The organism is Streptomyces sp. NPDC012637 (genome assembly GCF_042954805.1).
GTDB lineage: Bacteria > Actinomycetota > Actinomycetes > Streptomycetales > Streptomycetaceae > Streptomyces.
In genome coordinates, this window is record NZ_JBIBDS010000010.1 from 127349 (window position 1) to 139891 (window position 12543).

The following is a 12543-nucleotide window of genomic DNA, read 5'->3' on the forward strand; positions in this document are numbered from 1 at the left end:
CCGCGGGAACTCACCGGCCCGGAGACGGCCGTGGGGCCCCTCCGGGACGGAGGGACCCCACGGTCACGGCGCTGTCGCCGGTCGGCGGCCGGTCAGCCGCCGGCCTTGAAGCCCATGGCCAGGTACGACTTCAGATAGGAGGAGGTCTCCTTCTTCGTCTTGCTGACGAGCCTCTGCGAGACGAAGAACCGGCCGTTCGCGTAGCGGTACTCGGCGCCGATCGAGCTGAAGCTCGTCTCGGCGTCGCGGCTCGCCTTGTCCGCCGGGTTCTCCATGAGCAGCGTGGGCTGCATGGTGCCGCCGTCGATGGAGACGATCTGCCCGCCCTTGTCGTAGGGCGGCCACTTGTACGCGATGACGTTGCCGCCGTCCATGCGCAGCGGGATCAGGGTGTAACGGTCGCCCGCGTCGGACTTGTTCGGCGCCAGCTGGCCGTTGTCCAGGTCGAAGGCGACGATCTCGTTGGTCTCGTCGCCGTACTCGCCGGTGCTGCCCTCGTGCTCCTCGGTCGGCACGTAGAGCCGGTTGTTGCCGACGACGACCTGGGTGCAGGACTCGACCGCGGCCGAGCGGCAGCGGGCCGCGTAGCGGTCCGCGTCCGCCGTGATCTTCGCCTTCAGCTTGCCGGTCTTCTCGTCGATGGAGAAGAAGTCCGAGATGTTGCTTCCGTCGCCGGCGGTGTCGCCGACGTCGGCCGCGACCACCAGCGGCTTGGCGGAGACGACGCCCGCCCACTCGACGCCCGGCGGCATCTTGAACTGCGAGATCGGCGCGCCCGTCGTCGGGTTGAGGTTCTGGATGGTCACCGTCGGGTCGTCGGACGTCCCGCACTTGCGCACGGCGACCAGGCCGCCCTCGCCGCCGCCGTAGCCGAGGTCCTTGCACTGCGCGGCGTCGGCCTGCGGCTTCCAGCGGGGGTTGCCGTTGGCCAGGTCGAAGGCGGCGCCGCCGTCGAGACCGCCGGCCGCCACGGTCTGGCCGTGCATGGTGACCTCGCTGAACGTCACCTTCTTGTCGCCGGCGGTGCCGCCGGAGATCGAGGTGGACCACACCAGCTTGCCGGTGGCCAGGTCGAGCAGACCCACCTCGGTGCACGGCTGGATGTAGCGCGGCGCGACGCGCTTGGTGGCCTCGAAGAGCACCGGCACCTTGTAGTCGGCCGTCATGTGGCGCGAGGCGCCGCAGACCTGACCGGTCAGCGGCAGGGTCCACAGGACCGTGCCCTTGTCCAGGTCGTAGCCGACGACCGAGTTGACGCCCGTCTTCACGTACGCCTTGTCGGTGATCCAGGAACCGGTGACGTCGGTGATGTCCGGGACGTTCGGCAGGTCGAGCTTGAAGGACGCGGCGGACTTCGGGTTCGCCGGGACCTTCTCCTTGCCGCCCCCGCCGCTGCCGCCCATGCCCTTGCCGCCGTCCTGTCCGGCGCTCGCGGCGCCGGAGCTGCCGCCGGCGGCGTCGGTCGTGTCGTCACCGCCGGCGTTCGCGTACCAGATGCCGCCGCCGATGATCAGCACGACGGCCACGACCGCCGCGATGACGATCTGCATCTGCGCCGACAGCTTCCTGCCGCCGCCGGGCGCCGCCTGGGGCGCCTGCTGGACCTGCTGGTACTGCGGCTGCGTCGGATAGCCGTACGGCTGCTGGGGCGGCTGCTGGTACTGCTGCTGCGGGTAGCCGTACTCCTGCGGCTGCGTGGGCGGCTGCTGCTGGGGATACCCGTACGGCGGCTGCGCGGGCGGCTGCTGGGGCGGCGCGGGCGGCTGCTGCGGGTAGCCGTACGGCTGCTCGGCCGGCGGCTGTGCGGGCGGCGGCGTCGGCGCGCCGAAGCCCCCGGGCGGAGGGTCCTGCGGCGCACCGAACCCACCCGGGGGAGGCCCGGGGGGCTGGTTCGGCGGGGGCGGCGGCTGCGTCATGACGTGGATACCTCGGTCGGGTCGGAAAGCGGGCGGGACGGACGGGCCGTGACGGCCCGCGCCCTGTCGGCGCGGGCCGTCACGGTGCGGGTCACTTGCCGTACGCCATCATCGTCTTGGTCTCCTTCTCCGCCTTGTCGTTGGAGGCGGAGACCCGGCCGGCCGCGATCACGAACGAGCCGTCGGAGTACGCGTACCGGGCGGAGTAGAAGGAGCTCTCCAGCGACGAGACCGCGGCCTGGTGCTGGAGCAGCGTCTTCGGCGCGCCGCCCGTCGGGGCGAGGGTCGCGACCGCGCCGCCCGTGTCGTAGCGCGGCTCGACGTAGAGCAGCACCTCGGAGCCCTCCATGCGCAGCGGCGTCATGGTCTGCTCACCGGGCGCCTTGGAACGCCACTTGGGCTTGCCGGTGTTGAGGTCGTAGGCGATGACCTCGTTGGGCGTGCCGTACTCGGTGTCGGTCGCCATGTAGAAGGTGTTCTGGTCGGCGGCGACGCCGGTGCAGCCCTGGAGGTTCTTGCCGAAGATGACGAAGGTGCCGCCGCAGCGCGGGGCGAACTTGTCGCTGCCGCCCTGGATCTGCGAGCGCTCCTTGCCGGCGGCCGTGAGCGAGAAGATCGCCCACTTCTTCTGCTCGCGCTGGGTGGCGGAGACGACCAGCGGGTCCACGGAGTAGACCTTGTCGACCTCCCAGGTCGCCTGCAGCTTGAAGCTCCACTTGGCCTTGCCCGTGCTGGGGTCGACCTCGCTGATCTCGTGCTGCTCCTTGCTCACGTCGCCGGAGGGGCACTTGGAGGCGGCGATCAGCTTGCTGCTGCCGCCCGCGTACGCGTAGGGCTTGCAGCCGCTGGTGGGGCCGGTGAAGATCTGCTTGCCGTCGGTGAGCGAGAAGCCGTAGGCGGAGCTGGAGCCCGACGCGGTCACCGTGTTGCCGCCGATGGCGAGGGTGTTGTCGGAGAAGGCGAAGAGGCCGGTCGGCTTGGGGATGGACTTCTTCCAGCCCGCCTTGCCGGTGTTGAGGTCGACCTGCTGCATCTCCAGGCACTTGGCGCGGTCGCCCGCGCTGTCCTTGTAGCCGAAGACCATGAGGCCGTTCGCGGACGGCGCCGGCGGGGCGGCGCACAGCTCGTTGGGCACGTCGATGTGCCACTTGGGGGAGCCGTCGGCGAGGCTGTAGCCGTCGATGCCCTTGTACATGGCCTTGACGACGGTGTCGCCGACGATCCACGGGCCGTAGACGTCGGCGCCGTTGCGCGGCAGGTCGACGTCGTTCTTGAGCAGCCAGCTGATCTTCGCCTCGCCGTCCTTGCGGCCGGCGTTGAGGTCCTCGGGGCCGCCGTTCTCGCCGTCGCCGCTGCCGTCGCCCTTGTCGACGGACGCGGTCGGCTTCGGGCCGGTGGTGGCGGAGTTGGTCGGCTGGGCGACCGGCTCCTTCTCGTCGTCGCCGCCGACCGCGAACCAGGTGCCGAGGCCGATGACGAGCGCCGCCGCGACGGCCGCGCCGATGACCAGACCCGGCTTGCCCTTGAACGGGTTCCTGCCGCCGCCCCCGGGGGCCGGCGGCATCGGGGTCGTCGGGTAGGAACCGTACGGGCCGGGCTGCTGCCCGTAGGGGCCCGGCTGCTGCGGATAGCCGTACGGGCCCGGCTGCTGCGGGGCCTGCTGCGGGTACCCGTAGGGGCCCGGCTGCTGGGGCGCCTGCTGCGGGTAGCCGTACGGGCCGGGCTGCGCGGGCGGCGCCTGGTGCGGCGACGGCGGAGCGGCCGGCGGTGCCTGCGGCGGTACGGGCGGAGCCGGCGGCGCCTGCGGAGGCATCGGCGGGACGTTGGCCCCGGGGTTCGGGTCCGGCGCGCCGAAGCCTCCCGGCGGCTGGTTGCTGGGCGGCTGGGTCATCAGCGCTTCCCCCTTGATGTGAGCGGGTTTTCTTTCTACCACTCACCGGATGGCGCAAAAGTGACCGGTCCGTCCCTTGTTCCCAAGGGAGGACCGGCCCGTGATGCCTCCGTTACGCGTCCTCTACGACATCTCTACGCGTCCTCGGCGAGCTCCAGCCACCGCATCTCCAACTCCTCGCGTTCACCTGCGAGTTCCCGGAGCTCGGCGTCCAGTTTGGCCACCTTCTCGAAGTCCGTGGCGTTTTCGGCGATCTGGGTGTGCAGCTTGCTCTCCTTGTCGGAGATCTTGTCGAGCTGTCGCTCGACCTTCTGCAGCTCCTTCTTCGCGGCGCGCGCGTCGGCGGCCGACACGCCCGGCTTCTGCCGGTCGGCGGCGGGCGCGGCGGGCGCCGGGGCGGCGGCCTCGATCATCTTCTGCCGCCGCTCCAGGTACTCGTCGATGCCGCGGGGCAGCATCCGCAGCGTCTGGTCGCCGAGCAGCGCGAGGGTGCGGTCGGTGGTGCGCTCGATGAAGAACCGGTCGTGGGAGATGACGACCATCGAGCCGGGCCAGCCGTCGAGCAGGTCCTCCAGCTGGGTCAGGGTCTCGATGTCGAGGTCGTTGGTCGGCTCGTCGAGGAAGAGCACGTTGGGCTCGTCCATGAGGAGCCGCAGCAGCTGGAGCCGCCGCCGCTCGCCACCGGACAGGTCACCGACGGGCGTCCACTGCTTCTCCTTGCCGAAGCCGAACTGCTCGCACAGCTGACCGGCGGTCATCTCGCGGCCCTTGCCGAGGTCGACCCGGTCGCGGATCTGCTGCACGGCCTCCAGGACGCGGAGCTGGGCGGGGAGTTCGGTGACGTCCTGCGAGAGGTACGCGAGCCGCACGGTCTTGCCGACGACGACGCGGCCGGCGGCGGGCTGGATGTCGCCCTCGGTGACGGCGGCGTCGGCGAGCGCCCGGAGGAGCGAGGTCTTGCCGGCGCCGTTGACACCGACCAGGCCGATGCGGTCGCCGGGCCCGAGCTGCCAGGTGAGGTGCTTGAGCAGCGTCTTCGGCCCGGCGGTGACGGTCACGTCCTCCAGGTCGAACACGGTCTTGCCGAGCCGGGCGTTGGCGAACTTCATCAGCTCGCTGGTGTCGCGGGGCTCCGGGACGTCCGCGATGAGGGCGTTCGCGGCCTCGATGCGGAAGCGCGGCTTCGACGTCCGGGCGGGCGCGCCGCGGCGCAGCCAGGCCAGCTCCTTGCGGACCAGGTTCTGCCGCTTCACCTCCTCGGTGGCGGCGATCCGCTCGCGCTCGGCGCGGGCGAAGACGTAGTCGGAGTAGCCGCCCTCGTACTCGTAGACGGAGCCGCGCTGCACGTCCCACATGCGGGTGCAGACCTGGTCGAGGAACCAGCGGTCGTGGGTGACGCAGACGAGTGCGGAGCGGCGCTCGCGCAGGTGCCCGGCGAGCCAGGCGATGCCCTCGACGTCGAGGTGGTTGGTGGGCTCGTCGAGGACGATCAGGTCCTGGTCCTCGATGAGCAGCTTGGCGAGCGCGATGCGCCGCCGCTCGCCGCCGGAGAGCGGCCCGATGACGGTGTCGAGGCCCTTCTCGAAGCCGGGCAGGTCGAGCCCGCCGAAGAGCCCGGTGAGCACGTCGCGGATCTTGGCGCTGCCGGCCCACTCGTGGTCGGCCATGACACCGATGACCTCGTGCCGGATGGTCGCCGTCGGGTCGAGGGAGTCGTGCTGCGTGAGCACCCCGAGCCGCAGGCCGCCGCTGTGCGTGACGCGGCCGGAGTCGGCCTCCTCCAGCCTGGCGAGCATGCGGATGAGGGTGGTCTTGCCGTCGCCGTTCCGCCCGACGACGCCGATCCGGTCCCCTTCGGAGACGCCGAGCGAGACCCCGTCGAGCAGCGCACGGGTGCCGTACACCTTGCTGACGGACTCGACATTGACCAGGTTGACGGCCATTTCACTCCTGTGGCGGGGCATGCGATCGACGTCCAAGGGTACGTCCACCGGCCGGGCGGCCGGGGCGCGCGGGCGGCCGGCCCTGCGCCCCGGCGGCCGGCCCGTCGTCCGAGAGGCCGGCCGGTCGCCGGACCGAAGGGGCGGCCGCCCAGGTGGGCCCCGGTGGCCCGGCCGCCGGCGTCGCGGGTGAAGAAGCCTCGTGGGCCCGCGAGGGTGCCCTCGGTGAGGACGTACTCGTCGCCGTCGCCGGACAGGAAGCCCATGACCTCGAACCGAGCGCGACAGCGGGACCCGCCCCTGCACTAAGTTCAAGTAAAGTCCCGGGCATGGCGCGAAACACTCTGACCCCCGACCAGATCGTCCGCGCGGCGATCGAGCTGCTCGACGACGAGGGCCTCGACGGCCTCAACATGCGCAGCCTGGGCGCGCGGCTCGGCACCGCCGCGACGGCCGTGTACTGGCACATCAAGACCAAGGACGAGCTCGTGCGGCTCGCCGGCGACGCGGTCTGGAGCGAGGTCGAGCTGCCCGACCTCGACGCGATGGGCTGGCGCCAGGCCGCCGCCGCCATGGCCGGGAGCATGCACGCGATGCTCACCCGGCACCCGTGGCTCGGCCAGGCCTTCGGCAGCCACCTGCTGTACGGCCCCGGCAAGTCCCGGCACGACGACCACAGCCTCGCCCTGTACGAGAAGGCCGGCTTCGCCCCCGCGGACGCCGACCGGGCCGCGGCCACCGTCTTCGTCTACGTCCTCGGCAGCGCGCTGGGCGCCGCCGCGCAGGTCTCGCTGACCCGCCGGCTGGGCAAGAGCGGCGACCCGGAGAAGGAACTGGCCGACACGATGGCGGCGGCCACCGAGGTCGCCATGGCCTTCCCCCGCCTCCGCGACCGCCTCGGCGACGCCGCCGCGGCCGGGTACACCGCGGGCCCCGACAACGCCTTCGAATTCGGACTCGCCTCCGTCCTCGACGGCTTCGAGACCCGTCTCGCGGCGAGCGGTACGGACGCGCCTCAGGGCGAGTCCTCCTGATCGGGCCGGACGCCGGGACCCCGGCAGGATCCTGAAGACGCGCCCTGGGTCCTGTCGCGTCGGACTCCCGTCGTCGCCCGGAGGGCGGCACTGCGGCGTCAGGTGCGTGCTCTCGGCGTAACGGACGCAAGGCCTCGTACGGGACGTACTCGGGCTTGCGCCCGGTGCGGCAAGAGCGCGTGCACGGCGTCGCGGGGCAGGCGGAGTTCGACGCCAGGACCTACTAGGGCCGCGTCCGGGCACGGCCCGCGCGTTCCACCAGGAACCAGCCCGCCAGGGCCATCGCCACGGCGGCCGGGGCCGTCACGCGGACGGCGATCAGGGTGGCCGTGTGGCCCTCCAGGAGGCCGCCGAAGCCCGTCATCGACAGGCCGAGGACTCCCAGCAGGGCCAGCGTGATGCCGAGGGCCGCGAGCGGGCCGCCCGCGGCGGTCGCCGGTCCGGGCGGGACCGGGTGCTCGAAGCGGCGGAACACGGCGACCAGCAGCGCGGTCAGCAGCGCCGCCGCCGCGAGCCGCAGCGGGACCTGCGCCCACCACGCCGCCGTCGCCGGCTCCGGCAGCCGCACGCCGAGGGCGAGCAGCGCCCCGTAGACGCCGAGCATCGCCGTCAGGTGCCACAGGAACGCGGTCATCCCGATCCCGTTCGCGGCGACGACCCCGCGCCACACCCGCGCCCGGGCCGTGAAGCGGGCGCCCGGACCCTTCAGGAGCTCGACCGCGCCCACCAGCCACAGGCCGTGGCAGAGCAGGGCCAGCGTCGGCGGGGCCATGTTGGAGACCTTCTCGCCGGGCATGCCGACCATGGACAGCGGGTACGGCCCGAGGGCGACGAGCGCGGCGGCACCGAGCAGGCCCGCGCCCGCGAGCAGCGCCGGGCGGCGGATCATGCCGTCCGCGCGCAGGAAGCCGAGCTGGTGGACCGCCAGCCAGACGAGCGCGAAGTTCAGGAACTCCACGTACGGCACCCCCGCCGCGAACCGCAGCACGTCCACCGCCACCGCGCCCGCCACGAGCCCGGCGAAGGCGCCCCAGCCGTACCGCTCGTGGAGCCTCAGGAGCGGCGGCGTGAAGGCGACCATCGCGAGGTAGATGCCGATGAACCACAGCGGCTGGGTGACGAGCCGCAGCGCGACCCCGGTCAGTCCGCCGTCCGCGCCGAGGAGTTGCAGGACCAGCGCGAGCGCGCCCCACGCCCCGATGAAGACCATCGTCGGCCGCAGCAGCCGCTGCAGCCGGGCCCGCAGGAACTCCGCGTACCGCGGGCGCGAGCGGTGGGCGAGGGCGTGCGAGAACCCGCCGACGAAGAAGAAGACCGGCATCACCTGGAGCGCCCAGGTGAGGACCTGCAGCCCGGGCACCACCGCGAGCAGGTTGCCCACCTGCCCGTCGGGCGTGACGGCGGCCATCAGCCAGTGGCCGAGGACGACGACGGCGAGCGAGGCGACCCGGAGCAGGTCGACGTAGCGGTCGCGGGTCGCCGGGGTCGCGGCAGCGAGGTCACGCGCACTGATTCCCATACGGGCACGGTGCCGGTCCGGGCCGGGGCTCCGTCAGCGCTCGGATACTCAACTCGCCCGTGAGTACGGACGAGCGCGGGTACGGGACGCCCATGAGTGCGGATGGAGGGCGGTGGTCCGCCGCGCGGGCGACCCCGCGGCCCGGGCTCCCGAGCGGTCGGGGCGGCGGTCCGTCATGTTCGTCTGCAGTCGCACCCCACGGGGTGACCCCCCACAAGGAGAGACCCATGCGCCGCACCACCCGCCTCGCCGCCGTCGCCGCGGCAGGCGCCGCGCTCAGCGTGCTCGCCGCCGGACCCGCGTCCGCCGGCGACCCGACCGTCACGGACCCGCGCGTCGTCGCCCACTTCGACTTCGCCGCCGGTCAGCAGGCGGAGAACATCGCCCTCGAACCCGACGGCTCCGCCGACATCACCTGGGCCTTCGCCCACCAGGTCGCCCGCGTCGCCAAGGACGGCACCACGGAGGTCATCGCCACCCTCCCGGAGGTGCCGGGCGGAACGACGCCCGTCGGTGGTCCCGTCGCCCTCGGCATCGCCCGCGCCAAGGACGGCACCCTGTACGTCACCTACGCCACCGGTACCGACAAGACCGGCATCTGGCGCATCGCGCCCGGCGGCGAGCCGGAGCAGATCGGCTTCGGCTTCCCCGCGAACGCCTTCCCCAACGGGCTCGCCCTCGACGAGGAGTGCGGCACCCTCTACGCCGCCGACACGATCCTCGGCCAGGTGTGGAGCCTGCCGGTGACCGGCGGCGAGCCCACGGTCTGGGCGACCGGCACCGAGCTCGAACCCACCCCGGAGGTCCCATTCGCGGCCAACGGCCTCAAGTTCCACAACGGTGCCGTCTGGGTGTCCAACACCGCCAGGGGAACGCTGCTGCGCATCCCGGTCGGCCCCGAGCCCGACCGCGCCGCGGGCCCGATCGAGACCAAGGCGACCGGGCTCACGTTCATCGACGACTTCGCGTTCACCGGGCACGGCGACACGGTCCTGGCCGCGCTCATCATGGACCACAAGGTGGAGCTCGTCCGCCCCGACGGCACCCACAAGACCGTGCTCACCCAGGCGGACGGGCTCGACGGCCCGACCTCCGTCGCGGTGCACGCGAAGACGGTCTACGTGAACAGCTCGGCCTTCTTCACCCAGACGGACCCGGACCCGAACCTGCTCCTGGCCAAGATCTCCAAGAACAAGCTGTAGTCAGCCCAGCAGGGTCGCCCCGGCCGCCGGGGAGGTCGCCGCGCGTGCCGTCCGGCAGGTGCCGGAAGCGACGAGCGCGGCGGCGACCGACTCGGCGGACTCGGCGTCCTTCACCAGGAACGCGGTGGTCGGGCCCGAGCCGGAGACCAGAGCGGCCAGCGCGCCCGCGTCCGTGCCCGCCGCCAGCGTCGCGGCCAGCGAGGGCCGCAGCGACAGCGCGGCCGGCTGGAGGTCGTTGGCGAGGGCGCCCGCGAGGGCCGCGGTGTCGCCCGTGCGCAGGGCGTCGAGAAGCACCGGGGAGGCGACCGGTTCGGGCACGGCCACGCCCTCGTTGAGGCGGTCGAACTCGCCGTACACCGCCGGCGTCGAAAGACCGCCGTCGGCGACCGCGAACACCCAGTGGAAGGCGCCGCCGACCGGCAGCCCGGTCAGCCGCTCGCCGCGGCCGACGCCGAGGGCGGCGCCGCCGACGAGGCTGAACGGCACGTCGCTGCCCAGCTCGGCGCAGATCTCCAGGAGTTCGGCGCGCGAGGAGTTCAGACCCCACAGCGCGTCGCAGGCGAGCAGCGCGCCCGCGCCGTCGGCGCTGCCGCCGGCCATGCCGCCCGCGACGGGGATGTCCTTGGCGATGTGCAGGTGCACGTCGGGCTCGATGCCGTGCCGGGCGGCGAGCAGTTCGGCGGCCCGCGCGGCCAGGTTGGTGCGGTCGAGCGGCACCTTGTCGGCGTCGGGGCCCTCGCAGGTGACCGTCAGCGTCCCGGCGGGCGTGGCGGTGACCTCGTCGTACAGGGACACGGCGAGGAAGACGTTCGCCAGGTCGTGGAAGCCGTCGGGCCGGGCGCCGCCGACCGCGAGCTGGACGTTGACCTTGGCGGGGACCCGTACGGTCACGCTCACTGCTGGGCCTCCGGCTTGTTCTCGGCGATCCGCGCGAACTCCTCCACCGTCAGTGCCTCGCCGCGCGCCTGCGGCGAGATCCCGGCCGCGACCAGGGCCGCCTCGGCGGCGGCGGGCGAGCCCGCCCAGCCGGCGAGGGCCGCGCGCAGGGTCTTGCGGCGCTGCGCGAAGGCCGCGTCGACGACCGCGAAGACCTCGGCCTTCGTCGCGGTGGTCTTCAGCGGCTCGGTGCGCCGCACCAGGGACACGAGTCCGGAGTCGACGTTGGGCGCGGGCCAGAAGACGTTGCGGCCGATGGCGCCGGCCCGCTTGACCTCCGCGTACCAGTTGGCCTTCACGGAGGGAACCCCGTAGACCTTGTTGCCCGGCCGGGCGGCGAGCCGGTCGGCGACCTCGGCCTGCACCATGACGAGGGTCCGCTCGATGGTCGGGAAGCGGTCCAGCATGTGCAGCAGCACCGGCACGGCGACGTTGTACGGCAGGTTGGCGACGAGCGCGGTCGGCGGCGGGCCCGGCAGTTCCTGGACGTGCATGGCGTCGGAGTGGACCAGCGCGAAGCGGTCCTTCCGCTGCGGCATGCGCGCGGCGATCGTCGACGGCAGGGCGGCGGCGAGGACGTCGTCGATCTCGACGGCCGTCACCCGGTCCGCGGCCTCCAGGAGCGCGAGGGTGAGGGAGCCGAGGCCGGGGCCCACCTCCACGACCACGTCGTCGGGGCGCACCTCGGCCGTACGGACGATCCGCCGGACCGTGTTCGCGTCGATGACGAAGTTCTGGCCCTTCTGCTTGGTCGGGCGCACGCCGAGGGCGGCGGCAAGCTCGCGGATGTCTGCGGGGCCGAGGAGGGCGTCGGGACCGTCGGGTCCGGTGGTGGTGCTCACCGGTACAGCCTACGGGGCGCCCGTACGCCCGGCCGACGGCTCACCCGTACAGCCGCCGGCCGCAGTGCGGCCACGGGCTCGCGCCCCGCTGCACGTACAGCTTCTTCGCCCGGAAGGTCTGCTCGGCGGCGGGCGCGTTCTGGGCCACGCCGCTGCCGCCGAGGGAGCGCCAGGTGCCGGGGTCGAACTGGTAGAGCCCGCCGTAGGTGCCGGACGGGTCGACGGCGTTCGGCCGGCCGCCGGACTCGCAGGCGGCCAGCGCGCCCCAGTCCAGGCCGTCGGCGCCGGCGACGGAGCTGGGCAGCGGGCGGGTGCCGACCCGGACGCGCTGGGCGACGGGCTCCCGGACGGTCTCCTCGCGGACCCGGCGCGGCTTCTGCCGGACGCCGTTGACCGTCCGCAGGGTGTACGTGACCCGGCGGACGCCCGGCACGCCCTGCCGTTCGACGACCTCGGTGCCCGCGAAGAGCTCCGGGTCGGTGGTCCGCTCGACGGCGAACGGCACGGGCTCCTCGCGGATCTCCTGGGTGCCGGTGATCCGCAGGACGGTGATCGTCTGGCCGTCGCGCGGGAAGGAGCCGAGCGGCACGGAGGTGGTGTCCTGGCCGGTGAGGGTGATCCCGGCCTCCTCGACGGCCTCGCGGACGGTGGCCGCGTTGGTGCGCACCGTCCGCTCCCGGCCGTCGGCCAGAAGGGTGACGGCCCGCTCGGTACGGACGTCGAGGGCGAGGCCCTGCCGGGAGATGGGCGCCGAGCGGGAGACCGAGAGGTAGGCGCCCTCGGCGCGCACCCCGAGCTGGCGCAGCGCGCCGTCGACGGTGCGGGCGGTGGTCCACACCTGGCGGCGCCGGCCGTCGAGCGTGAGGGCGACGGGGCGGCCGTACCGGACGACGATCTCGTCGCCGCTGTCGAGGGCGGCGCCGGGGGCGGGCGCGACGATGTCGTGCTCGCCGACCGCCAGGCCCTCGTCGGCGAGCAGCTCCTCGACGTCGTCGGCGAAGGTGTGCAGGGTGCGCGGCACGCCGTCGACCGACAGTCTGACGGCCTTGTCGTTGGCGACGAAGGCGCTGGTGCCGCCCGCGAGGAACGCCACGACCAGGGCCTGCGGGACGATGCGCCGCAGGCCCTCGACGGCGGGCGGGGTCGCCTTGCGGCGCCGGGCGGCCCGGCGGGACCCGGATCGATGCGAAGTGCTCACGAGGCCGGGACCCTAGCCCCGAGGGCGATCACTCTCCAAAACGGCGCGACTACCTTCCGTAACCG

9 protein-coding genes are annotated in these 12543 nt (G+C 73.2%); 2 read left to right on the forward strand and 7 right to left on the reverse strand.

The annotated features are described in order from the left end of the window. Positions 1–92: 92 nt before the first annotated feature. The 3 genes from ACFY8W_RS33600 to ACFY8W_RS33610 form a co-directional block, all read right to left on the reverse strand. Positions 93–1916, reverse strand: coding sequence for a PQQ-binding-like beta-propeller repeat protein (locus ACFY8W_RS33600; RefSeq protein ID WP_391113682.1), 1824 nt, complete (start codon positions 1914–1916; stop codon positions 93–95). Positions 1917–2007: 91 nt separating this feature from the next. Beyond that, positions 2008–3807, reverse strand: a complete 1800-nt coding sequence (locus ACFY8W_RS33605; protein WP_391113685.1) for a PQQ-binding-like beta-propeller repeat protein — start codon at positions 3805–3807, stop codon at positions 2008–2010. Positions 3808–3941: 134 nt separating this feature from the next. Next, complete coding sequence (locus ACFY8W_RS33610; protein WP_391113688.1) at positions 3942–5750, reverse strand: ATP-binding cassette domain-containing protein; 1809 nt, start codon at positions 5748–5750, stop codon at positions 3942–3944. 326 nt (positions 5751–6076) lie between these two features. Here ACFY8W_RS33610 and ACFY8W_RS33615 point away from each other — a divergent pair, with 326 nt between their 5' ends. Beyond that, a complete protein-coding gene (locus tag ACFY8W_RS33615; RefSeq protein ID WP_391113689.1) occupies positions 6077–6781 on the forward strand; it encodes a TetR/AcrR family transcriptional regulator C-terminal domain-containing protein in 705 nt (234 codons plus the stop codon). A 223-nt stretch (positions 6782–7004) separates the two neighbouring features. Here ACFY8W_RS33615 and ACFY8W_RS33620 read toward each other — a convergent pair whose 3' ends face one another. Then, the gene (locus tag ACFY8W_RS33620) at positions 7005–8300 is read right to left on the reverse strand and encodes an acyltransferase family protein (protein WP_391113692.1); all 1296 of its coding nucleotides are present in this window, start codon (positions 8298–8300) and stop codon (positions 7005–7007) included. Between the two features lie 227 nt (positions 8301–8527). Here ACFY8W_RS33620 and ACFY8W_RS33625 point away from each other — a divergent pair, with 227 nt between their 5' ends. Continuing rightward, a complete protein-coding gene (locus tag ACFY8W_RS33625) occupies positions 8528–9502 on the forward strand; it encodes an SMP-30/gluconolactonase/LRE family protein (protein WP_391113695.1) in 975 nt (324 codons plus the stop codon). Here ACFY8W_RS33625 and ACFY8W_RS33630 read toward each other — a convergent pair whose 3' ends face one another. From ACFY8W_RS33630 to ACFY8W_RS33640, 3 genes are read right to left on the reverse strand one after another with little or no spacing between them, the layout of a single operon-like run. Next, positions 9503–10399, reverse strand: a complete 897-nt coding sequence (locus ACFY8W_RS33630; RefSeq protein WP_391113698.1) for a 4-(cytidine 5'-diphospho)-2-C-methyl-D-erythritol kinase — start codon at positions 10397–10399, stop codon at positions 9503–9505. Then, complete coding sequence (rsmA, locus tag ACFY8W_RS33635; protein WP_391113700.1) at positions 10396–11280, reverse strand: 16S rRNA (adenine(1518)-N(6)/adenine(1519)-N(6))-dimethyltransferase RsmA; 885 nt, start codon at positions 11278–11280, stop codon at positions 10396–10398. The genes ACFY8W_RS33630 and rsmA overlap by 4 nt, the downstream gene beginning before the upstream one ends. A gap of 40 nt (positions 11281–11320) precedes the next feature. Beyond that, the gene (locus ACFY8W_RS33640) at positions 11321–12478 is read right to left on the reverse strand and encodes a ubiquitin-like domain-containing protein (RefSeq protein ID WP_391113703.1); all 1158 of its coding nucleotides are present in this window, start codon (positions 12476–12478) and stop codon (positions 11321–11323) included. Between the last annotated feature and the right edge of the window lie 65 nt (positions 12479–12543).

What these genes read in the sequence shown, in the direction of transcription:
- ACFY8W_RS33600 (WP_391113682.1), bottom strand. Translation starts at nt 1,916, where the DNA reads ATGACGCAGCCGCCGCCCCCGCCGAACCAGCCCCCCGGGCCTCCCCCG.
- ACFY8W_RS33605 (WP_391113685.1), bottom strand. Translation starts at nt 3,807, where the DNA reads ATGACCCAGCCGCCCAGCAACCAGCCGCCGGGAGGCTTCGGCGCGCCG.
- ACFY8W_RS33610 (WP_391113688.1), bottom strand. Translation starts at nt 5,750, where the DNA reads ATGGCCGTCAACCTGGTCAATGTCGAGTCCGTCAGCAAGGTGTACGGC.
- ACFY8W_RS33615 (WP_391113689.1), top strand. Translation starts at nt 6,077, where the DNA reads ATGGCGCGAAACACTCTGACCCCCGACCAGATCGTCCGCGCGGCGATC.
- ACFY8W_RS33620 (WP_391113692.1), bottom strand. Translation starts at nt 8,300, where the DNA reads ATGGGAATCAGTGCGCGTGACCTCGCTGCCGCGACCCCGGCGACCCGC.
- ACFY8W_RS33625 (WP_391113695.1), top strand. Translation starts at nt 8,528, where the DNA reads ATGCGCCGCACCACCCGCCTCGCCGCCGTCGCCGCGGCAGGCGCCGCG.